Source organism: Pseudomonas sp. PME37.24/025 (assembly GCF_055556615.1).
Map to the genome: position 1 here is coordinate 101,874 of NZ_JBVHNK010000015.1, position 19,646 is coordinate 121,519.

Below are 19,646 nucleotides of genomic sequence, written 5' to 3' on the forward strand. Positions count from 1 at the left end.
AAGAGCGGAACCGCCAGCCGGCGCAACCGAAGAAACGGATATGTACACAACCATAGAACCCGGTCGGCCCTCAGGCCGCCGAGTAATTCAACGTCAGGCACAAACAAAAACGGCCCCTATCTAAATAGAGGCCGTTCCCGGTACAGCTCAAGACATTATCGCAAGACAGGTCTTATTCGCGGTCTTCCAGCCTGGTGATATCACGCGACTCGTAGCCGGTGTACAACTGGCGCGGGCGGCCGATCTTGTACGGGCTGGAGAGCATTTCTTTCCAGTGGGAGATCCAGCCGACAGTCCGCGCCAGAGCGAAGATCACGGTGAACATGCTGGTCGGAATGCCGATCGCCTTGAGGATGATCCCCGAGTAGAAGTCGACGTTCGGGTACAGCGAACGTTCGATGAAGTACGGATCGGTCAGGGCGATCTCTTCCAGGCGCATGGCCAGTTCGAGTTGCGGATCGTTGGTGATGCCCAGCTCTTTCAGTACTTCGTCGCAGGTTTGCTTCATGACGGTGGCGCGTGGGTCGCGGTTTTTGTAAACCCGGTGACCGAAGCCCATCAATTTGAACGGATCGTTCTTGTCCTTGGCCTTGGCGATGTACTTGTCGATGTTCGAAACATCGCCAATCTCGTCAAGCATGGTCAGAACGGCTTCGTTCGCACCGCCGTGGGCAGGGCCCCACAGTGCAGCGATACCGGCGGCGATACAGGCGAACGGGTTGGCACCCGACGAACCGGCCAGACGTACGGTAGAAGTCGATGCGTTTTGCTCGTGGTCGGCATGGAGGATGAAGATCCGGTCCATGGCCTTGGCGAGTACCGGGCTGATCGGTTTGATCTCGCACGGTGTGTTGAACATCATGTGCAGGAAGTTTTCCGCATACGACAGATCGTTGCGCGGGTACATCATGGGTTGGCCCATGGAGTACTTGTAAACCATTGCGGCCAGGGTCGGCATCTTGGCAACCAGACGGATCGCGGAGATTTCGCGATGCTGCGGGTTATTGATGTCGAGGGAGTCGTGGTAGAAGGCCGAGAGGGCGCCCACTACGCCGCACATGACGGCCATCGGGTGGGCGTCGCGACGGAAGCCGTTGAAGAAGGTCTTCAATTGCTCGTGAACCATGGTGTGGTTCTTCACGGTGCCTACGAACTGGGCCTTCTGTTCTGCGGTCGGCAATTCGCCGTTGAGCAGCAGATAGCAGGTTTCCAGATAGTCCGACTTTTCAGCCAACTGTTCGATCGGGTAGCCGCGGTGCAGCAGAATGCCGTTGTCGCCGTCGATATAGGTGATCTTCGACTCGCACGAGGCAGTCGACATGAAACCAGGGTCAAAGGTGAAGCGGCCCGTGGCCGTCAGGCCCCGAACGTCGATAACATCGGGACCAACGGTGCCGGTTAAAATGGGCAGCTCGACGGGGGCTGCGCCCTCGATGATCAACTGCGCTTTTTTGTCAGCCATGTGGCCTCCTATTTATGCTTGAAATCATCAGACAGACCCCCCACGCAGGGCCCGCACCACTATAGTGAGATAAATTCGAATGTCAATTTGCCTAAAGTCTTGCTCCAGAAGGCTTTAACCGGACTTTTTCCTCGAAATTGACTGCCATTTACGCCTTTTATCTGACTTGTGCAATCAGCTATTAGGGGAAGGTGAACGCGTTGTCATTAGTAGCCTAACTGTCTATACTCGGCCACCGACCGCCAGGGGCTTTTGGGCCTGCTTTATTGGGGGTCGCATCCCTGGGTGGTGGTTACCTGACCAGTGCACTCCCCAACAACTTTGCCCTGATTGTTAGGGGCTCTTCAGTGTGAAAAAAGCCGTGAAAAGCCAACGACCTGTAAACCTAGACCTAAGGACCATCAAACTCCCCATCACCGGCGTTACGTCGTTTCTTCACCGTGTTTCCGGCATCATCCTCTTCCTGGGCCTTGGCTTCATGCTTTATGCATTGGGCAAGTCTCTGGGTTCCGAGGAAGGTTTTGCCGAGGTGAAGGCATGCTTGACCAGTCCGCTGGCCAAGTTCGTAGCATGGGGCCTCCTGTCCGCTCTTCTGTATCACCTGGTAGCCGGTGTGCGCCACTTGATTATGGATATGGGCATCGGTGAGACGCTGGAAGGCGGCAAGCTGGGCTCGCAAATCATTATCGCCGTATCTGCGGTGTTGATCGTTCTGGCGGGAGTTTGGATATGGTAACCAGCGTTACGAACCTATCGCGTTCGGGCCTCTATGACTGGATGGCACAGCGTGTGTCTGCGGTCGTTCTCGCGGCTTATTTCATCTTCCTGATCGGATACCTCGTTGCGAATCCAGGCATTGGCTACGACCAATGGCATGCCCTGTTCGCCCACAACGGGATGCGTATCTTCAGTCTGCTGGCCCTTGTAGCCCTGGGCGCTCACGCCTGGGTCGGCATGTGGACCATCGCGACTGACTACCTGACGCCGATGGCGCTGGGCAAGTCCGCGACTGCAGTACGTTTCCTTTTCCAGGCAGTATGCGGCGTTGCGATGTTCGCTTACTTCGTCTGGGGTGTGCAGATTCTCTGGGGTATCTGATTCATGGCTAACATTCCAACGATTTCTTTCGACGCCATCATTATTGGTGGTGGCGGTGCCGGCATGCGCGCAGCGCTGCAACTGGCACAGGGCGGTCACAAGACTGCCGTGATCACCAAGGTTTTCCCGACTCGTTCGCACACCGTGTCGGCCCAGGGCGGCATCACTTGCGCCATTGCGTCTGCCGATCCGAACGATGACTGGCGCTGGCACATGTACGATACCGTCAAGGGTTCCGACTACATCGGTGACCAGGACGCTATCGAATACATGTGTCAGGAAGGCCCTGCCGCCGTATACGAGCTGGACCACATGGGTATGCCGTTCTCGCGTACCGAACAGGGTCGTATCTACCAGCGTCCATTCGGCGGTCAGTCGAAGGATTACGGTAAAGGTGGCCAGGCCGCCCGTACCTGCGCCGCTTCCGACCGTACCGGTCACGCGTTGCTGCACACCCTTTATCAGGGCAACCTGAAAGCTGGCACCACGTTCCTGAACGAGTACTACGCTGTTGATCTGGTGAAAAACCAGGAAGGCGCATTCGTCGGCGTGATTGCCATCTGCATCGAAACCGGTGAAACCACCTACATCCGTGCCAAGGCCACCGTACTGGCCACCGGCGGTGCAGGTCGTATCTACGCGTCGACCACCAACGCCCTGATCAACACCGGTGACGGCGTTGGTATGGCGCTGCGTGCCGGCGTACCGGTACAAGACATCGAAATGTGGCAGTTCCACCCGACCGGCATCGCCGGCGCCGGTGTACTGGTCACCGAAGGTTGCCGTGGTGAAGGTGGTTACCTGATCAACAAGCACGGCGAGCGTTTCATGGAGCGTTATGCTCCGAACGCCAAAGACCTTGCCGGTCGTGACGTTGTTGCCCGTTCGATGGTTAAAGAAATCATTGCCGGTAACGGTTGCGGTCCGAATGGCGACCACGTAATGCTCAAACTCGACCATTTGGGCGAGGAAGTGCTGCACAGCCGTCTGCCAGGCATCTGCGAACTGTCCAAGACTTTCGCACACGTTGACCCGGTTGTTGCTCCGGTTCCGGTTGTTCCGACCTGCCACTATATGATGGGCGGCGTTCCGACCAACATTCACGGTCAGGCAATCACCCAGAACGACGAAGGCGTCGACGAAATCATCCCTGGCCTGTTCGCAGTGGGTGAAGTGGCGTGCGTATCGGTTCACGGCGCCAACCGTCTGGGCGGCAACTCGCTGCTCGACTTGGTGGTATTCGGCCGCGCTGCCGGTCTGCACCTGGAAAAAGCGCTGACCGACGGTATCGAATACGACGACGCCACCGACGCCGACATCAATGCTGCCCTGGCGCGCCTGTCCGCTCTGAACGAGCGTACCGAAGGTGAAGACGTGGCAACCCTGCGTCGCGAGCTGCAAAACTGCATGCAGAACTACTTCGGTGTATTCCGTACCGGCGAATACATGCAGAAGGGTATTGCTCAACTGGCTGATCTGCGTGGCCGTATCGCCAACGTCAAGATCAACGACAAGAGCCAGGCGTTCAACACTGCGCGTATCGAAGCGCTGGAACTGCAGAACCTGCTGGAAGTGGCCGAAGCCACTGCCATCGCTGCAGAGGTTCGCAAAGAGTCCCGCGGTGCTCACGCCCGTGAAGACTTCGAAGACCGTGACGACGAAAACTGGCTGTGCCACACCCTGTACTTCCCGGGTGACAAGCGCGTTACCAAGCGTGCTGTGAACTTCTCGCCGAAGACTGTTCCGACTTTTGAACCTAAGATTCGGACTTATTAAGGGTGGCCTCCATGTTGCAAGTCAGTGTTTATCGTTACAACCCTGATCAGGACGCTGCGCCGTTCATGCAGGAATTCCAGGTTGATACCGGTGGTAAAGACCTGATGGTGCTTGATGTGCTGGCGCTGATCAAAGAGCAGGACGAAGGTTTCTCCTATCGTCGCTCTTGCCGTGAAGGTGTTTGCGGTTCCGACGGCATGAACATCAACGGCAAAAACGGTCTGGCATGCATCACGCCGCTGTCTGCCGTCGTAAAACGTAACAAGCTGATCGTTCGTCCGTTGCCAGGTTTGCCGGTTATCCGTGACCTGGTCGTCGATATGAGCATCTTCTACAAGCAATACGAAAAGGTTAAGCCATACCTGCAGAACGATACGCCGGCTCCGGCCATCGAGCGTCTGCAGTCCCCTGAAGAGCGTGAAAAGCTCGACGGTCTGTACGAGTGCATCCTGTGCGCTTGCTGCTCGACTTCGTGCCCGTCCTTCTGGTGGAACCCGGACAAGTTCCTGGGTCCGGCTGCTCTGCTGCAAGCCTATCGCTTCCTGGCAGACAGCCGCGACAACAAGACATCCGAGCGTCTGGCTTCGCTGGATGACCCGTTCAGCGTATTCCGCTGCCGGGGCATCATGAACTGCGTCAACGTTTGTCCGAAAGGCCTGAACCCGACTAAGGCCATCGGTCACATTCGTAACATGCTGCTGCAAAGCGGCGTGTGATTCAGCTGCTGTACCCGTAGGACCGCAATACCCGTAGATGCTACGGCGCAGGCTTCAACCGGCGCCGTAGTTTTAACCTGAGCAACAGCTTATAAGGCTGCGGCTCTTATTTTGAAGAAATGAGACAAGCAGGGGCATCCGGGCTGGTACCCGGACTATCAGCGTGATCCTAAGTGGCTTGTTTTAGTCGCTGCATTCGGACTTCTGCAAGTTTTCTCTGTGTCGACGCCGGTGGTGTTCCCCTAACCGAGGGTGACCAAGCATGCAAGAAAGCGTGATGCAGCGCATGTGGAACAGCGCCTACCTATCCGGTAGTAACGCTGCCTATGTGGAAGAGCTCTACGAGCTCTACCTGCACGACCCTAACGCTGTGCCAGAAGAGTGGCGCACCTACTTCCAGAAGTTGCCTGCTGATGGCAACACTGCCACCGATGTTTCGCACTCCACAATTCGCGATCATTTCGTCTTGCTGGCAAAGAACCAGCGCCGCGCCCAACCGGTTTCCGCCGGAAGCGTGAGCAGTGAGCACGAGAAGAAGCAAGTTGAAGTGCTGCGATTGATCCAGGCCTACCGTATGCGTGGCCACCAGGCAGCCCAGCTTGACCCGCTGGGGCTGTGGCAGCGTCCTGCACCTGCAGACCTGTCAATCAATCATTACGGCTTGACCAATGCCGATCTTGATACGACCTTCCGTGCCGGCGACCTGTTCATCGGCAAAGAGGAGGCGAGCCTACGCGAAATTCACGAAGCGTTGCAGCAGACATATTGCCGCACCATCGGCGCTGAATTTACGCACATCACCGATTCCGAGCAGCGCCAGTGGTTCCAGCAGCGTCTGGAGAGCGTGCGCGGCCGTCCGACGTACTCTGCCGACATCAAGAGCCACCTGCTTGAGCGCGTCACCGCCGGCGAAGGCCTGGAAAAATACCTCGGGACCAAATACCCGGGTACCAAGCGTTTCGGTCTGGAAGGCGGCGAGAGCCTGATTCCGATGCTCGACGAGCTGATCCAGCGTTCCGGTTCCTACGGCACCAAGGAAATCGTGATCGGCATGGCCCACCGTGGTCGTCTCAACGTGCTGGTCAACACCTTCGGCAAGAACCCGCGCGAGCTGTTCGACGAGTTCGAAGGCAAGAAGAAGGTCGAGCTGGGATCCGGTGACGTTAAATATCACCAGGGCTTCTCGTCCAACGTGATGACCACCGGCGGTGAAGTTCACCTGGCCATGGCGTTCAACCCTTCCCACCTGGAAATCGTTTCCCCGGTGGTCGAGGGTTCGGTTCGCGCCCGTCAGGATCGTCGTAACGACCCTACCGGCGAGAAGGTTCTGCCGATCTCCATCCACGGTGACGCGGCATTCGCCGGTCAAGGTGTGGTGATGGAAACCTTCCAGATGTCGCAGACCCGCGGTTTCAAGACCGGCGGTACCGTGCACATCGTGATCAACAACCAGGTCGGTTTCACCATCAGCAACCCGCTGGACTCGCGCTCCACCGAGTACGCGACCGATGTTGCGAAGATGATCCAGGCGCCGATCCTCCATGTGAATGGTGATGATCCGGAAGCCGTGTTGTTCGTGACCCAGCTGGCCATCGACTACCGCATGCAGTTCAAGCGTGACGTGGTGATCGACCTGGTCTGCTACCGTCGTCGCGGCCACAACGAGGCCGACGAGCCTAGCGGCACCCAGCCAATCATGTATCAGCAGATCACCAAACAGCGCACCACCCGTGAGCTGTATGCCGATCGTCTGACCCAGGGCGGTGTGCTGGATGCAGAGCGTGTTCAGGCGAAAGTCGACGAATACCGCAATGCGCTGGACAACGGTTTGCATGTTGTAAAAAGCCTGGTCAAAGAGCCGAACAAAGAGTTGTTCGTGGACTGGCGTCCGTATCTGGGCCACGCCTGGACCGCGCGTCACGATACTCGTTTCGATCTGAAAACCTTGCAGGAACTGTCCGCCAAGCTGCTGGAAATTCCGGAAGGCTTCGTGGTTCAGCGCCAGGTCTCGAAAATCTACGAAGACCGTCAGAAAATGCAAGCCGGCGGCCTGCCGATCAACTGGGGTTACGCCGAAACCATGGCGTACGCGACCCTGGCGTTCGAAGGTCACCCGATTCGCATGACGGGTCAGGACATCGGTCGCGGTACGTTCTCGCACCGTCACGCTGTCTTGCACAACCAGAAAGACGCGGGTACCTACATCCCGCTGCAAAACCTGTACAAGGGCCAGCCACGTTTCGATCTGTACGATTCGTTCCTGTCCGAAGAAGCCGTGCTGGCGTTCGAATACGGTTACTCGACCACCACGCCTGAGGCGCTGGTGATCTGGGAAGCCCAGTTCGGCGACTTCGCCAACGGTGCCCAAGTGGTTATCGACCAGTTCATCACCAGTGGCGAGCACAAGTGGGGCCGTCTCTGCGGTCTGACCATGCTGCTGCCGCACGGTTATGAAGGTCAGGGTCCGGAGCACTCTTCGGCTCGTCTGGAGCGTTACCTGCAGCTGTGCGCCGAGCACAATATTCAGGTTGCCGTGCCGACTACGCCGGCTCAGATCTACCACTTGCTGCGTCGTCAGGTGATTCGCCCGCTGCGCAAGCCGTTGATCGTTCTGACTCCGAAGTCGCTGCTGCGTCACAAACTGGCCATCTCGACCCTGGAAGATCTGGCCGAAGGTTCGTTCCAGACCGTTATCCCGGAAATCGATGCCCTGGACCCGAAAAAGGTCGAGCGCGTTGTTCTGTGTAGCGGCAAGGTCTACTACGACCTGCTGGAAAAACGCCGTGCCGAAGGTCGTGATGACATCGCCATCGTGCGTATCGAGCAGCTGTACCCATTCCCTGAGGACGACTTGAACGAAGTCCTGGCTCCGTACACCAACCTCAAACATATCGTTTGGTGTCAGGAAGAGCCGATGAACCAGGGTGCCTGGTACTGCAGCCAACACCACATGCGCCGCATCGTTGGCAATCACGACAAGTCTCTCGTACTTGAGTACGCGGGCCGTGATGCTTCTGCTGCACCTGCTTGTGGTTATGCATCGATGCACGCTGAGCAGCAGGAACAATTGCTGCAAGACGCCTTTACTGTTTAACGCCTTCGCGCACCTGAAACCGAATTTAAGGACCCACAGATAATGGCTATCGAAATCAAAGCCCCCACTTTCCCGGAATCGGTTGCCGATGGCACCGTTGCCACCTGGCACAAAAAACCGGGCGACGCCGTCAAGCGTGACGAACTGATCGTCGACATCGAAACTGACAAAGTCGTACTGGAAGTGTTGGCCACCGCTGATGGCGTGCTGGGCGCTATCGTCAAGAACGAAGGCGACACCGTTCTGTCCGACGAAGTTCTGGGCTCCATCGGTGAGGGCAGTGCTGCCGCTCCAGCCGCCGCTGCTGCACCTGCTGCCGCTGCCGCTGCTCCTGCCGAAGCGGGCGAAGATGATCCTGTTGCTGCACCGGCTGCTCGCAAGCTGGCTGAAGAAAACGGTATCAACATCGCTTCCGTTGCCGGCACTGGCAAAGGCGGTCGTGTGACCAAGGAAGACGTTGTTGCCGCTGTAGCTGCCAAGAAAGCCGCTCCGGCTGCCGCGCCTGCCAAGGCTGCTGCGCCTGCCGCTGCTGCTCCAGTGTTCGCTGCCGGCGATCGCATCGAGAAGCGCGTACCGATGACCCGCGTGCGGGCCACCGTTGCCAAGCGTCTGGTTGAAGCTCAATCGAACATGGCAATGCTGACCACTTTCAACGAAGTCGACATGACCGAAGTCATGGCCCTGCGTTCGAAGTACAAAGACCTGTTCGAGAAGTCCCACAACGGCGTGCGCCTGGGCTTCATGTCGTTCTTCGTCAAGGCTGCCACCGAAGCGCTGAAACGCTTCCCGGCTGTCAACGCGTCGATCGACGGTGCTGACATCGTTTACCACGGCTACGCTGACGTCGGTGTTGCTGTTTCCAGCGACCGCGGCCTGGTTGTACCGGTTCTGCGTAACGCCGAACTGATGAGCCTGGCTGAAATCGAAGGCGGCATCGCCACCTTCGGCAAGAAGGCTCGTGACGGCAAGCTGTCGATGGACGAAATGACCGGTGGTACGTTCACCATCACCAACGGTGGTACTTTCGGTTCGATGATGTCGACCCCGATCGTCAACCCGCCACAAGCGGCCATCCTGGGCATGCACAACATTCTGCAGCGTCCTATGGCGATCAACGGTCAAGTCGTTATCCGTCCGATGATGTACCTCGCTCTGTCCTACGATCACCGTTTGATCGACGGCAAAGAAGCTGTGACCTTCCTGGTTACCATCAAGAACCTGCTGGAAGACCCGGCTCGTTTGCTGCTGGATATCTGATTTCGTTGCACGGGCCGCTCAGCGATGGACGGCTCTTCTGTAATGACCAGCTTCGTCCCACGACGGTCCCCAAAAGGGACTGTCCGGTTTGATTCGAGAAGGAATGACACATGACTCAGAAATTCGACGTGGTAGTGATTGGCGCGGGCCCTGGCGGCTACGTGGCTGCCATTAAAGCAGCGCAACTGGGCCTCTCCACTGCCTGCATCGAGAAATACACCGACAAGGAAGGCAAACTGGCCCTCGGCGGTACTTGCCTGAACGTCGGCTGCATTCCATCCAAGGCGCTGCTGGACAGCTCCTGGAAGTTCCACGAAGCCCAAGACGGCTTCGCGATCCACGGTATCAACCACGCTGGCGTGACCATGGACGTGCCAGCAATGGTCGGCCGTAAAGCCAACATCGTCAAAGGCCTGACCTCGGGTGTTGCGACCCTGTTCAAGGCTAACGGTGTGACCTCGATCCAGGGCCACGGCAAACTGCTGGCCGGCAAGAAAGTCGAAGTCACCAAGCCTGACGGTTCGGTAGAAATCATTGAAGCCGAGAACGTGATTCTGGCTCCAGGTTCGCGTCCGATCGACATTCCACCGGCTCCGGTCGACCAGAATGTGATCGTCGATTCGACTGGCGCGCTGGAATTCCAATCGGTTCCAAAACGTCTGGGCGTGATTGGCGCTGGCGTCATTGGTCTGGAACTGGGTTCGGTCTGGTCCCGTCTGGGCGCAGAAGTGACCGTTCTTGAAGCGCTGGACACCTTCCTGATGGCCGCTGACGCTGCCGTTTCCAAGGAAGCGCTGAAAACCCTGACCAAACAAGGTCTGGACATCAAGCTGGGTGCTCGCGTTACCGGTTCCAAAGTGAACGGCGACGAAGTCGTTGTGAACTACACCGATGCCAACGGCGAACAGAACATCACTTTTGACAAGCTGATCGTAGCCGTTGGTCGCCGTCCGGTGACCACTGATCTGCTGGCTGCTGATTGCGGCGTGACCCTCGACGAGCGCGGTTTCGTGCACGTTGACGATCACTGCGCTACCACCGTACCGGGCGTTTACGCCATTGGTGACGTGGTTCGCGGCATGATGCTGGCACACAAAGCCTCGGAAGAGGGCATCATGGTCGTTGAGCGCATCAAGGGCCACAAAGCCCAGATGAACTATGACTTGATCCCGTCAGTTATTTATACTCACCCGGAAATCGCGTGGGTCGGCAAAACCGAGCAGACCTTGAAGGCTGAAGGCGTTGAAGTTAACGTTGGCACCTTCCCGTTCGCAGCCAGTGGCCGTGCCATGGCAGCCAACGACACCGGCGGTTTCGTGAAAGTCATTGCCGATGCCAAGACTGACCGCGTATTGGGCGTCCACGTGATTGGCCCGAGCGCAGCAGAACTGGTTCAGCAAGGCGCGATCGGTATGGAATTCGGCACCAGCGCTGAAGACCTGGGCATGATGGTTTTCTCCCATCCGACCCTGTCTGAAGCCTTGCACGAAGCAGCTTTGGCTGTGAATGGCGGCGCCATCCACATCGCCAACCGCAAGAAGCGTTAAGACAATAAGAAACCACGGCGGTACGGCCCGTCGTGAGCCTTGCATGCAAGACTCACCGCGGAATGTCCGCTGGACGCAGTCTTGCGTAGCTCAGCTACGCAAGCAGCAGTCACAGGTGGTGCGGCACTTCAATAAGTGCAGCACCGAATGCGCAGTACCTAACGAAGACGGTAATAAGCATGAATCTTCACGAGTATCAGGGTAAGCAGCTGTTCGCTGAGTACGGCCTGCCAGTTTCCACCGGCTACGCAGTAGACACCCCGGAAGCAGCAGCAGAAGCTTGCGACAAAATCGGCGGCACCGAGTGGGTTGTCAAAGCCCAGGTCCACGCTGGTGGTCGCGGTAAAGCGGGCGGCGTAAAGCTGGTTCGCAGCAAAGAAGACGCCAAAGCATTCGCTCAACAGTGGTTGGGCAAGCGTCTGGTGACTTACCAGACTGATGCCAATGGTCAGCCAGTCACCAAGATCCTGGTTGAATCGTGCACTGATATCGCTAAAGAGCTGTACCTGGGCGCTGTCGTTGACCGTTCGAGCCGTCGCATCGTGTTCATGGCTTCCACCGAAGGTGGCGTGGACATCGAGAAAATCGCTCACGACACCCCTGAGAAAATCCTCAAGGCCACTATCGATCCACTGGTTGGCGCTCAGCCATTCCAGGGTCGCGAGCTGGCATTCCAGCTGGGTCTGGAAGGCAAGCAAGTTGCTCAGTTCGCCAAGATCTTCGTAGGTCTGGCCAAGCTGTTCAAGGATCACGACCTGGCTCTGCTGGAAGTGAACCCGCTGGTGATCAAGGCTGACGGCGATCTGCATTGCCTCGATGCCAAGATCAACATCGACGCCAACGCCATGTACCGTCAGCCTAAGCTGAAGACTTTCCACGATCCGTCGCAAGACGATCCGCGCGAAGCGCACGCTGCCAAGTTCGAACTGAACTACGTAGCACTGGAAGGCAACATCGGTTGCATGGTCAACGGTGCTGGCCTGGCCATGGGTACCATGGACATCGTCAACCTGCATGGCGGCAAACCAGCCAACTTCCTCGACGTGGGCGGCGGTGCTACCAAAGAACGCGTTACCGAAGCGTTCAAGATCATCCTGTCCGACACTAACGTCGCTGCAGTATTGGTCAACATCTTCGGCGGCATCGTTCGTTGCGACATGATTGCCGAAGGCATCATCGGCGCTGTGAAAGAAGTCGGCGTGAAAATCCCGGTTGTTGTTCGCCTTGAAGGCAACAATGCTGAGCTGGGCGCTAAAGTACTGGCAGAAAGCGGTTTGAACATCATCGCTGCTACCAGCCTGACCGACGCTGCTCAACAAGTTGTTAAAGCTGCGGAGGGCAAATAATGAGCGTCCTGATCAATAAAGACACCAAAGTTATCTGCCAGGGTATTACCGGTTCGCAAGGTAGTTTCCACACCCAGCAAGCCATCGAGTACGGCACCAAGATGGTTGGTGGTGTAACTCCAGGCAAAGGCGGCACCGAGCACCTGGGTCTGCCAGTGTTCAACACCGTGAAAGACGCTGTAGCTGCCACTGGCGCCACCGCCAGCGTGATCTACGTTCCAGCTCCTTTCTGCAAAGACTCCATCCTGGAAGCAGCATTCGGCGGCATCAAGCTGATCGTTTGCATCACTGAAGGCATTCCTACCCTGGACATGCTGGATGCCAAGGTCAAGTGCGACGAGCTGGGCGTAGTCCTGATCGGTCCTAACTGCCCAGGCGTGATCACTCCAGGCGAATGCAAGATCGGCATCATGCCAGGTCACATTCACTTGCCAGGCAAGGTCGGTATCGTTTCCCGTTCCGGCACCCTGACCTACGAAGCTGTGAAGCAGACTACTGACGCCGGTTTCGGTCAGTCGACTTGCGTCGGCATCGGTGGTGACCCGATCCCGGGTTCGAACTTCATCGACATCCTGAAGCTGTTCCAGGAAGACCCGAAGACCGAAGCGATCGTAATGATCGGTGAGATCGGCGGTTCGGCTGAAGAAGAAGCGGCTGCCTACATCAAGGCAAACGTGACCAAGCCGGTTGTTTCCTACATCGCTGGTGTGACTGCCCCTGCGGGCAAGCGCATGGGCCATGCTGGCGCAATCATCTCTGGCGGCAAAGGCACTGCAGACGAGAAGTTTGCTGCCCTGGAAGACGCAGGCGTTAAAACCGTGCGTTCGCTGGCAGACATCGGCAAGGCTTTGTCCGAGCTGACCGGTTGGGCGATCAAGTAAGCCTCGCGCTTAGCTGACGCTTCACCAAACAAAGGCCACCTTCGGGTGGCCTTTGTCGTTTCTGGTGATCGTTCCCACGCTCTGCGTGGGAATGCCGCCGGGGACGCTCCGCGTTCCGCCTTTGGATATGACGCAGAGCGTCACGGGATGCATTCCCACGCAGAGCGTGGGAATGATCTGTGCGGAGGTAGGAAATTTAGATATGTAAACGCGACATGGAAATGTCGCGTATCGGATAGATCGCACCCTAACAGTGCGTTTGTCGTGCAAATTCGTTAGGCTAGCAGCCATTTTTGCGTCCGCGGCCCACAAGGCTGCGACGCGCTAAACGGGTCAGTCCTATACGGGCCGACAGCATTTCCCTCACCCATAAGGGAAATCCCTCTCTAAATTCCGATTCAGTAGTGTGGTATTTCCTTAATGAAAGTGTTGAAAGGCCAGGACATCCTGGCACTGGGTTTTATGACGTTTGCCCTGTTCGTCGGGGCTGGCAACATCATCTTCCCGCCTATCGTCGGTTTGCAGTCCGGGCCTAATGTCTGGATGGCGGCGCTGGGTTTTCTGATCACCGCGGTCGGTCTGCCGGTGATCACCGTTGTTGCCCTGGCCAAGGTCGGTGGTGCAATGGATGCCTTGAGCAGCCCGATCGGTAAAGTCGCCGGTGGCCTGCTGGCAGCCGCGTGCTACCTCGCTGTCGGCCCGTTGTTCGCGACGCCGCGCACTGCGACCGTGTCGTTTGAAGTGGGCCTGGCGCCGCTGACCGGCGAGAGCCCGCTGGCGCTGTTTCTCTATAGCTCGGTGTACTTCCTGCTGGTGTTTTTCATCTCGCTCTATCCGGGCCGTCTACTGGACACCGTAGGACGTTTCCTTGCACCGCTGAAGATTATCGCTCTGGCCGTTCTCGGCATTGCCGCGTTCGCGTTGCCGGCCGGTGATATCGGTGTGGCCACTCCTGAATATGTCGCGGCACCGTTCTCCCAAGGATTTATCAATGGTTACCTGACCATGGATACCCTGGGCGCGTTGGTATTCGGCATTGTCATCGTCAATGCGATCCGCTCCCGCGGCGTGGAATCGCCAGCGTTGATCACCCGTTACGCGATCATCGCCGGTCTGATTGCCGGCGTGGGCCTGGCGCTGGTTTACGTCAGTCTGTTCCGTCTCGGTTCGGGCAGCCATGAAGTGGCCGCCGGTGCTGCCAACGGCGCGGCGGTATTGCACGCGTACGTTCAGCACACGTTTGGTTCGTTGGGCAGCGGTTTCCTTGCGGTGCTGATCTCCCTGGCCTGCCTGGTGACAGCGGTCGGTCTGACGTGTGCCTGTGCCGAATACTTCAGCCGTGTACTGCCACTGTCCTACAAGACGCTGGTGATCATTCTGGCTGCGTTCTCCTTGTTGGTGTCCAACCTGGGCCTCACCAAGCTGATTGCTTTCTCGATCCCGGTGCTGACCGCCATCTACCCGCCGTGCATCGCCTTGGTAGCCCTGAGCTTCTGCAAGGACTTCTGGCATGAGCAGGGCCGCATTGTCGGTCCGGTGATGCTGGTGTCGTTCATCTTCGGCCTGATCGACGCCCTCAAGGGGGCCGGTCTGGCCGGCTGGATGCCGACTCAACTGGCTCACCTGCCGCTGAGCGAGCAAGGTCTGGCGTGGCTGGTGCCAGCGGTCATGACCCTGGTGGTTGCCGTGGTCTGCGATCGTCTGCTGGGCAAGCGCGAAGAAGCGCTGGCTTAAGCAGTTTCATGGCCCGCCACAAACGGGTCTTGAACTGCAAATGGAAATGCCCCGTATCAATCGATACGGGGCATTTTTTTATGGGCGGGATGCGGTGTCTTTTTCCTTGCGCTAACGTCGAAGCACTGAAGCACTACTGCCAATGTCTCACAGGGAATTGCATGTCGTTCATCCACGCCAATCTGATCCACATCCTCGCCGCGCTCTGGTTTGTCGTCTGCTGGGGCGGTTACACCCGTTACGCAACGTGGAAGGGCCGCGACACCGCGTGCCTGGCCAGCGTGCTGCACCTGTATCGCGAAGACTGGATGCGCCGCATGCTGTTGCGCGACAACCGCATTGCCGATGCCAGCGTGATCGGTAACCTGGAGCGCAATGCCTCGTTCTTCGCTTCCAGCACGTTGATTATCCTGGCCGGTATTCTCACGGTATTGGGTGCCTCTGACAGAGCCGTGTCGTTGCTGGCGGATATCCCGATGGTGCAACAGGCTTCCCAGGGGATGTCGGAGATCAAGTTGTTGTGCCTGGCGCTGGTGTTTGTCTATGCGTTCTTTACGTTCAGCTGGTGCATGCGTCAGTACAACTTTGCGGCGATACTCGTGGGCTCGGCGCCGATGATTGGCGAGCGCCATGTGTCCGAGCAAGAGCGTAAAGCCTTTGCTTCCCGAGCCGCCCGTGTCATCTCCATGGCGGCCAACCAGTTCAACTTCGGTCTGCGTTCCTATTATTTCGGCATGACCATGCTGGCGTGGTTCGTCAGCCCCTGGTTGTTCATGTTGATGAGTGCCGGCGTTGTGTTTGTGTTGTATCGCCGCGAGTTTCACTCCGACGTTCTTGATGTGATGGTCTATACACCTACAGAGGCGCCATTGCCTGAAGCAAACAAGGAGGCTGCTTGATGAGTGTTCCGTTCTGGTGTGTGTTTATCTGCGCATTGTTGATTTACGTTGCTCGTATGCCTGTGGCCAAGGCCATGAAAGAGCAGGGCGGTTACGACAATCACCTGCCGCGTCAGCAACAGGCGCAACTAACCGGCTTCGGCGCCCGAGCGGTAGCGGCCCATCAGAACAGTTTCGAGGCGTTCATATTGTTTGCGGTAGGGGTGTTGATGGCGCATACCACGCAGACGGCGGGATGGCTGATCGATACGCTGGCGATCATCTTCGTGATCACGCGCATTATTTACTTGCTGTGCTATTGGGGGGATCTGGCCTGGCAGCGCAGTCTGGTGTGGTTTGTGGGTTTAGTGTGTTCGTTGTTGCTGATGATTAGTCCGACTTTTAGATCAATTTTGCTCTAATACTTATCGCCAATAAAAAGAAAACCCGCACTGGGCGGGTTCTCTTTTATCACACTAAAAACGTTTTTAGTTTTTAGGTGCTTCTGGCGCTGGAGCCGGAGCTGTGGCTGGAGCGGCTTCTTTTGCCGCTGCTGCGTTCGATTCGGCCTGAGCTTTGGCAGCTTCGGCGTTTTCTTTTGCAGCCTCGTTCACTTTATCCTGAGCTTCGCCCATTTTTTCCTGAGCTTGCTCGGCATGTTTGGTGGCATCTTGAGCTTTGTCCTCGGATTTTTTATCGCAGGCAGCGAGACCGAGGGAAGCGGTCAACATCAAGGCAATAGCTAAAGTCTTACGCATGGGGTGTTTCTCCTTATGGAAAATATCTACTGGCCTTTCGAGCACAGCGAATAGGGTTAAGTTCCTCAATTCATACAGATATATAAGTTTGTTTTGCTGCGGAACTTTTGCCTTCTAGCCCGCTACTTTGACCAGACACTAAGAAGAGTTTTATCAAATGGCCGAAAATCCCGTTTTTGAGCGTGCGACGCGATTCCTGTCGGCATTGCGCCATTGTCAGGTACTCGGCATGCGTGTTCACAGCGCCAGCAGCGAAGGATTGACGGTGATTTTGCCGTACAGCCCGCAGATCGTCGGTAACCCGCAAACCGGGGTGATTCATGGCGGTGCGCTGACCTCACTGATGGACACCGCCTGCGGTATGGCCACCCTTTGCGTGCTGCCCGAGTTCGAAGTCTGTCCGACGCTCGACTTGCGCATCGACTACATGCACGCCGCCGAGCCGCACAAGGATGTGTACGGCTTCGCCCAATGCTACCGAGTGACCACCGACGTGATCTTCGCGCGCGGTTTTGCCTATCAGGACGACCCCGAACAGCCCATCGCCCATGTGGTGGGCACCTTCATGCGCATGGGCAAGGGCATTAAAGGCACTAAAGGTTTTGGCGGCGCCATTGCTGGAGGTGCGAAATGACCGACACGTTCAAGGAACAACTTCAACAGGCCCATGCGCAGGGGGGCTACGCCTCGCTGCTGGACCTGATTCCCTACGCCAGACTGATTGGCGTCGAATGTTCGCGGGTAGGGGATGAACTGCTGTTTCGTCTGCCGGCCAACAAAGACAACATTGGTAATCCTTTATTGCCGGCGATTCATGGCGGGGTGATTGCCGGGTTCATGGAACTTTCGGCGGCACTGCACCTGCTTATCTTCACCGGCTCGCCCGGTGTGCCGAAGATTATCGACTTTTCCCTCGACTACCTGCGCGCGGGGCAGTTTCGCGATACCTGGGCCAGATGCCAGGTGTGCCGACAGGGGCGTCGGGTGGCAAACGTGGCGATTACCGCCTGGCAAAGCACTGAAGCCGAGCCCATTGCCACGGCCCGCGCTCATTTCAAAATCGAAGAGCCCTTGAAATCCTGATCTCAGCCCCCAACTCTGAGGACAACCCGCCGTCGACCTCAAGGTCGCGGCCACTGCCATCTGATTGGAGTTTGATGACCATGAGTGTGGAAACTCAAAAGGAAACCCTGGGCTTCCAGACCGAGGTGAAGCAACTGCTGCACCTCATGATCCATTCGCTGTATTCCAACAAGGAAATTTTCCTTCGCGAATTGATCTCGAACGCCTCTGACGCTGTCGATAAATTACGCTTTGAAGCCCTCGCCAAGCCTGAATTACTGGAAGGCGGCGCTGAACTGAAAATCCGTGTGAGCTTCGACAAAGACGCTAAAACCGTCACCCTCGAAGACAACGGCATCGGCATGAGCCGTGAAGACGCGGTCACCCATCTGGGCACCATCGCCAAGTCCGGCACTGCCGATTTCATGAAACACCTGTCTGGCGATCAGAAAAAAGACTCACACCTGATCGGTCAGTTCGGTGTCGGTTTTTACTCGGCTTTCATCGTCGCCGATAAAGTTGATGTATTCAGCCGCCGTGCTGGCCTCGCTGCCAGCGAAGGTGTGCACTGGTCGTCCAAGGGCGAAGGCGAATTCGAAATCTCCACTGTCGAGAAAGCCGACCGTGGTACCCGCATCGTTCTGCACCTGAAGTCCGCTGAAGACGAATTCGCCGATGGCTGGCGTCTGCGCAACATCATCAAGAAGTACTCCGACCATATCGCTTTGCCGATCGAGTTGCCGAAAGAAGTGGCAGCCGTTGAAGGCGAAGACAAGCCTGCCATTGAATGGGAAACCGTCAACCGCGCCAGCGCCCTGTGGACTCGCCCTCGTACTGAAGTAAAGGACGAGGAATACCAGGAGTTCTACAAGCACGTCGCTCACGATTTCGAAAACCCGCTGAGCTGGAGCCACAACAAAGTCGAAGGCAAGCTTGAGTACACCTCGCTGCTTTATGTACCGGCCCGTGCTCCGTTCGACCTGTACCAGCGTGAAGCGCCGAAAGGCCTGAAGTTGTACGTGCAGCGTGTGTTCGTCATGGATCAGGCCGAGTCGTTCCTGCCGCTGTACCTGCGCTTCATCAAAGGTGTCGTCGACTCCAACGACCTGTCGCTGAACGTGTCGCGGGAAATCCTGCAGAAAGACCCGATCATCGATTCCATGAAGTCGGCGCTGACCAAGCGCGTTCTGGACATGCTGGAAAAACTGGCGAAGAACGAGCCTGAGCAATACAAAGGCTTCTGGAAGAACTTCGGTCAGGTCATGAAAGAAGGCCCGGCAGAAGACTTCGCCAACAAAGAGAAAATTGCCGGCCTGCTGCGTTTCGCGTCCACTCAGGGCGATGACGGCGAGCAGGTTGTAGGTCTGGCCGACTACCTGGCTCGCGCCAAGGAAGGTCAGGACAAGATCTACTACCTGACTGGCGAAACCTACGCGCAAGTCAAAAACAGCCCGCACCTGGAAGTCTTCCGCAAAAAAGGCATCGAAGTGCTGCTGCTGACCGACCGCATCGACGAGTGGCTGATGAGCTACCTCAGCGACTTCGACGGCAAGAGCTTTGTCGACGTGGCACGCGGTGACCTGGACCTCGGCAACCTGGATTCGGAAGAAGACAAGAAAGCCGCGGAAGAAGTCGCCAAGTCCAAAGAAGGTCTGGTTGAGCGTCTCAAGACCGCTTTGGGTGACTCCGTTGCTGAGGTGCGGGTTTCTCACCGTCTGACCGATTCCCCGGCGATTCTGGCCATCGGCGAGCAGGACCTGGGCCTGCAAATGCGTCAGATCCTGGAAGCCAGCGGTCAGAAGGTTCCGGATTCGAAGCCGATCTTCGAATTCAACCCGGCTCACCCGCTGATCGAGAAACTCGACAACGAGCAGAGCGACGAGCGCTTCGGCGACCTGTCGCACATTCTGTTCGATCAGGCGGCCCTGGCGGCCGGCGACAGCTTGAAAGACCCGGCCGCTTATGTGCGCCGTCTGAACAAGCTGCTGGTTGAACTGTCGGTTTAACCGCGTTGTAAAAAAACCCGCTTCGGCGGGT

The 19,646-nt window shown here is 57.2% G+C and carries 17 protein-coding genes; 15 read left to right on the forward strand and 2 right to left on the reverse strand.

The window, feature by feature from the left end:
* Positions 1-172: 172 nt before the first annotated feature.
* Positions 173-1,462, reverse strand: coding sequence for a citrate synthase (gltA, locus tag ACZ3HH_RS25045; RefSeq protein ID WP_465808661.1), 1,290 nt, complete (start codon positions 1,460-1,462; stop codon positions 173-175).
* Between the two features lie 349 nt (positions 1,463-1,811).
* On the opposite strand from gltA, the gene sdhC reads away from it, so the two are divergent.
* The 12 genes from sdhC (at position 1,812) to ACZ3HH_RS25105 (ending at position 16,211) form a co-directional block, all read left to right on the forward strand.
* The gene (gene sdhC / locus ACZ3HH_RS25050; protein ID WP_465808663.1) at positions 1,812-2,198 is read left to right on the forward strand and encodes a succinate dehydrogenase, cytochrome b556 subunit; all 387 of its coding nucleotides are present in this window, start codon (positions 1,812-1,814) and stop codon (positions 2,196-2,198) included.
* Complete coding sequence (gene sdhD / locus ACZ3HH_RS25055) at positions 2,192-2,560, forward strand: succinate dehydrogenase, hydrophobic membrane anchor protein (protein ID WP_008071469.1); 369 nt, start codon at positions 2,192-2,194, stop codon at positions 2,558-2,560. Before sdhC ends, sdhD begins: the two co-directional genes overlap by 7 nt.
* Positions 2,561-2,563: 3 nt before the next feature.
* Entirely contained in the window at positions 2,564-4,336 is a 1,773-nt protein-coding gene (gene sdhA / locus ACZ3HH_RS25060) for a succinate dehydrogenase flavoprotein subunit (RefSeq protein WP_038979682.1), read from the forward strand.
* Between the two features lie 11 nt (positions 4,337-4,347).
* A complete protein-coding gene (locus ACZ3HH_RS25065) occupies positions 4,348-5,052 on the forward strand; it encodes a succinate dehydrogenase iron-sulfur subunit (RefSeq protein ID WP_007898989.1) in 705 nt (234 codons plus the stop codon).
* 262 nt (positions 5,053-5,314) lie between these two features.
* The gene (locus ACZ3HH_RS25070; protein WP_465808666.1) at positions 5,315-8,146 is read left to right on the forward strand and encodes a 2-oxoglutarate dehydrogenase E1 component; all 2,832 of its coding nucleotides are present in this window, start codon (positions 5,315-5,317) and stop codon (positions 8,144-8,146) included.
* Positions 8,147-8,188: 42 nt separating this feature from the next.
* On the forward strand, positions 8,189-9,403 hold the full coding sequence (odhB, locus tag ACZ3HH_RS25075; protein WP_465808668.1) for a 2-oxoglutarate dehydrogenase complex dihydrolipoyllysine-residue succinyltransferase: 1,215 nt from the start codon (positions 8,189-8,191) through the stop codon (positions 9,401-9,403).
* A gap of 110 nt (positions 9,404-9,513) precedes the next feature.
* Positions 9,514-10,950, forward strand: a complete 1,437-nt coding sequence (lpdA, locus tag ACZ3HH_RS25080; RefSeq protein WP_007898983.1) for a dihydrolipoyl dehydrogenase — start codon at positions 9,514-9,516, stop codon at positions 10,948-10,950.
* 179 nt (positions 10,951-11,129) lie between these two features.
* Positions 11,130-12,296 (forward strand): ADP-forming succinate--CoA ligase subunit beta, encoded by a 1,167-nt coding sequence (sucC, locus tag ACZ3HH_RS25085; RefSeq protein ID WP_007898980.1) that lies wholly within the window; start codon positions 11,130-11,132, stop codon positions 12,294-12,296.
* On the forward strand, positions 12,296-13,177 hold the full coding sequence (sucD, locus tag ACZ3HH_RS25090; RefSeq protein ID WP_007898976.1) for a succinate--CoA ligase subunit alpha: 882 nt from the start codon (positions 12,296-12,298) through the stop codon (positions 13,175-13,177). Before sucC ends, sucD begins: the two co-directional genes overlap by 1 nt.
* Before the next feature lie 420 nt (positions 13,178-13,597).
* Positions 13,598-14,911, forward strand: coding sequence for a branched-chain amino acid transport system II carrier protein (brnQ, locus tag ACZ3HH_RS25095; RefSeq protein ID WP_465808671.1), 1,314 nt, complete (start codon positions 13,598-13,600; stop codon positions 14,909-14,911).
* Positions 14,912-15,072: 161 nt separating this feature from the next.
* Positions 15,073-15,810: a DUF599 domain-containing protein gene (locus tag ACZ3HH_RS25100; protein WP_465808673.1), complete on the forward strand. Its 738-nt coding sequence runs from the start codon at positions 15,073-15,075 to the stop codon at positions 15,808-15,810.
* Positions 15,810-16,211, forward strand: a complete 402-nt coding sequence (locus ACZ3HH_RS25105) for an MAPEG family protein (RefSeq protein ID WP_465808675.1) — start codon at positions 15,810-15,812, stop codon at positions 16,209-16,211. The genes ACZ3HH_RS25100 and ACZ3HH_RS25105 overlap by 1 nt, the downstream gene beginning before the upstream one ends.
* 66 nt (positions 16,212-16,277) lie before the next feature.
* Here ACZ3HH_RS25105 and ACZ3HH_RS25110 read toward each other — a convergent pair whose 3' ends face one another.
* Positions 16,278-16,547: a hypothetical protein gene (locus ACZ3HH_RS25110; RefSeq protein WP_465808677.1), complete on the reverse strand. Its 270-nt coding sequence runs from the start codon at positions 16,545-16,547 to the stop codon at positions 16,278-16,280.
* A 157-nt stretch (positions 16,548-16,704) separates the two neighbouring features.
* Here ACZ3HH_RS25110 and ACZ3HH_RS25115 point away from each other — a divergent pair, with 157 nt between their 5' ends.
* The 3 genes from ACZ3HH_RS25115 (at position 16,705) to htpG (ending at position 19,615) form a co-directional block, all read left to right on the forward strand.
* Positions 16,705-17,181 carry a PaaI family thioesterase gene (locus ACZ3HH_RS25115; protein WP_007898969.1) on the forward strand — a complete coding sequence of 159 codons (477 nt, stop codon included), beginning with the start codon at positions 16,705-16,707 and terminating at the stop codon, positions 17,179-17,181.
* Entirely contained in the window at positions 17,178-17,630 is a 453-nt protein-coding gene (locus ACZ3HH_RS25120) for a PaaI family thioesterase (RefSeq protein ID WP_465808679.1), read from the forward strand. The genes ACZ3HH_RS25115 and ACZ3HH_RS25120 overlap by 4 nt, the downstream gene beginning before the upstream one ends.
* An 80-nt stretch (positions 17,631-17,710) precedes the next feature.
* A complete protein-coding gene (gene htpG, locus ACZ3HH_RS25125) occupies positions 17,711-19,615 on the forward strand; it encodes a molecular chaperone HtpG (protein ID WP_465808681.1) in 1,905 nt (634 codons plus the stop codon).
* Positions 19,616-19,646: the final 31 nt, after the last annotated feature.

Bases quoted from the DNA above. Each gene is read 5' to 3' on its own strand.
- gltA (WP_465808661.1), bottom strand. From the start codon at position 1,462: ATGGCTGACAAAAAAGCGCAGTTGATCATCGAGGGCGCAGCCCCCGTC.
- sdhD (WP_008071469.1), top strand. From the start codon at position 2,192: ATGGTAACCAGCGTTACGAACCTATCGCGTTCGGGCCTCTATGACTGG.
- sdhA (WP_038979682.1), top strand. From the start codon at position 2,564: ATGGCTAACATTCCAACGATTTCTTTCGACGCCATCATTATTGGTGGT.
- ACZ3HH_RS25065 (WP_007898989.1), top strand. From the start codon at position 4,348: ATGTTGCAAGTCAGTGTTTATCGTTACAACCCTGATCAGGACGCTGCG.
- ACZ3HH_RS25070 (WP_465808666.1), top strand. From the start codon at position 5,315: ATGCAAGAAAGCGTGATGCAGCGCATGTGGAACAGCGCCTACCTATCC.
- odhB (WP_465808668.1), top strand. From the start codon at position 8,189: ATGGCTATCGAAATCAAAGCCCCCACTTTCCCGGAATCGGTTGCCGAT.
- lpdA (WP_007898983.1), top strand. From the start codon at position 9,514: ATGACTCAGAAATTCGACGTGGTAGTGATTGGCGCGGGCCCTGGCGGC.
- sucC (WP_007898980.1), top strand. From the start codon at position 11,130: ATGAATCTTCACGAGTATCAGGGTAAGCAGCTGTTCGCTGAGTACGGC.
- sucD (WP_007898976.1), top strand. From the start codon at position 12,296: ATGAGCGTCCTGATCAATAAAGACACCAAAGTTATCTGCCAGGGTATT.
- brnQ (WP_465808671.1), top strand. From the start codon at position 13,598: ATGAAAGTGTTGAAAGGCCAGGACATCCTGGCACTGGGTTTTATGACG.
- ACZ3HH_RS25100 (WP_465808673.1), top strand. From the start codon at position 15,073: ATGTCGTTCATCCACGCCAATCTGATCCACATCCTCGCCGCGCTCTGG.
- ACZ3HH_RS25105 (WP_465808675.1), top strand. From the start codon at position 15,810: ATGAGTGTTCCGTTCTGGTGTGTGTTTATCTGCGCATTGTTGATTTAC.
- ACZ3HH_RS25110 (WP_465808677.1), bottom strand. From the start codon at position 16,547: ATGCGTAAGACTTTAGCTATTGCCTTGATGTTGACCGCTTCCCTCGGT.
- ACZ3HH_RS25115 (WP_007898969.1), top strand. From the start codon at position 16,705: ATGGCCGAAAATCCCGTTTTTGAGCGTGCGACGCGATTCCTGTCGGCA.
- ACZ3HH_RS25120 (WP_465808679.1), top strand. From the start codon at position 17,178: ATGACCGACACGTTCAAGGAACAACTTCAACAGGCCCATGCGCAGGGG.
- htpG (WP_465808681.1), top strand. From the start codon at position 17,711: ATGAGTGTGGAAACTCAAAAGGAAACCCTGGGCTTCCAGACCGAGGTG.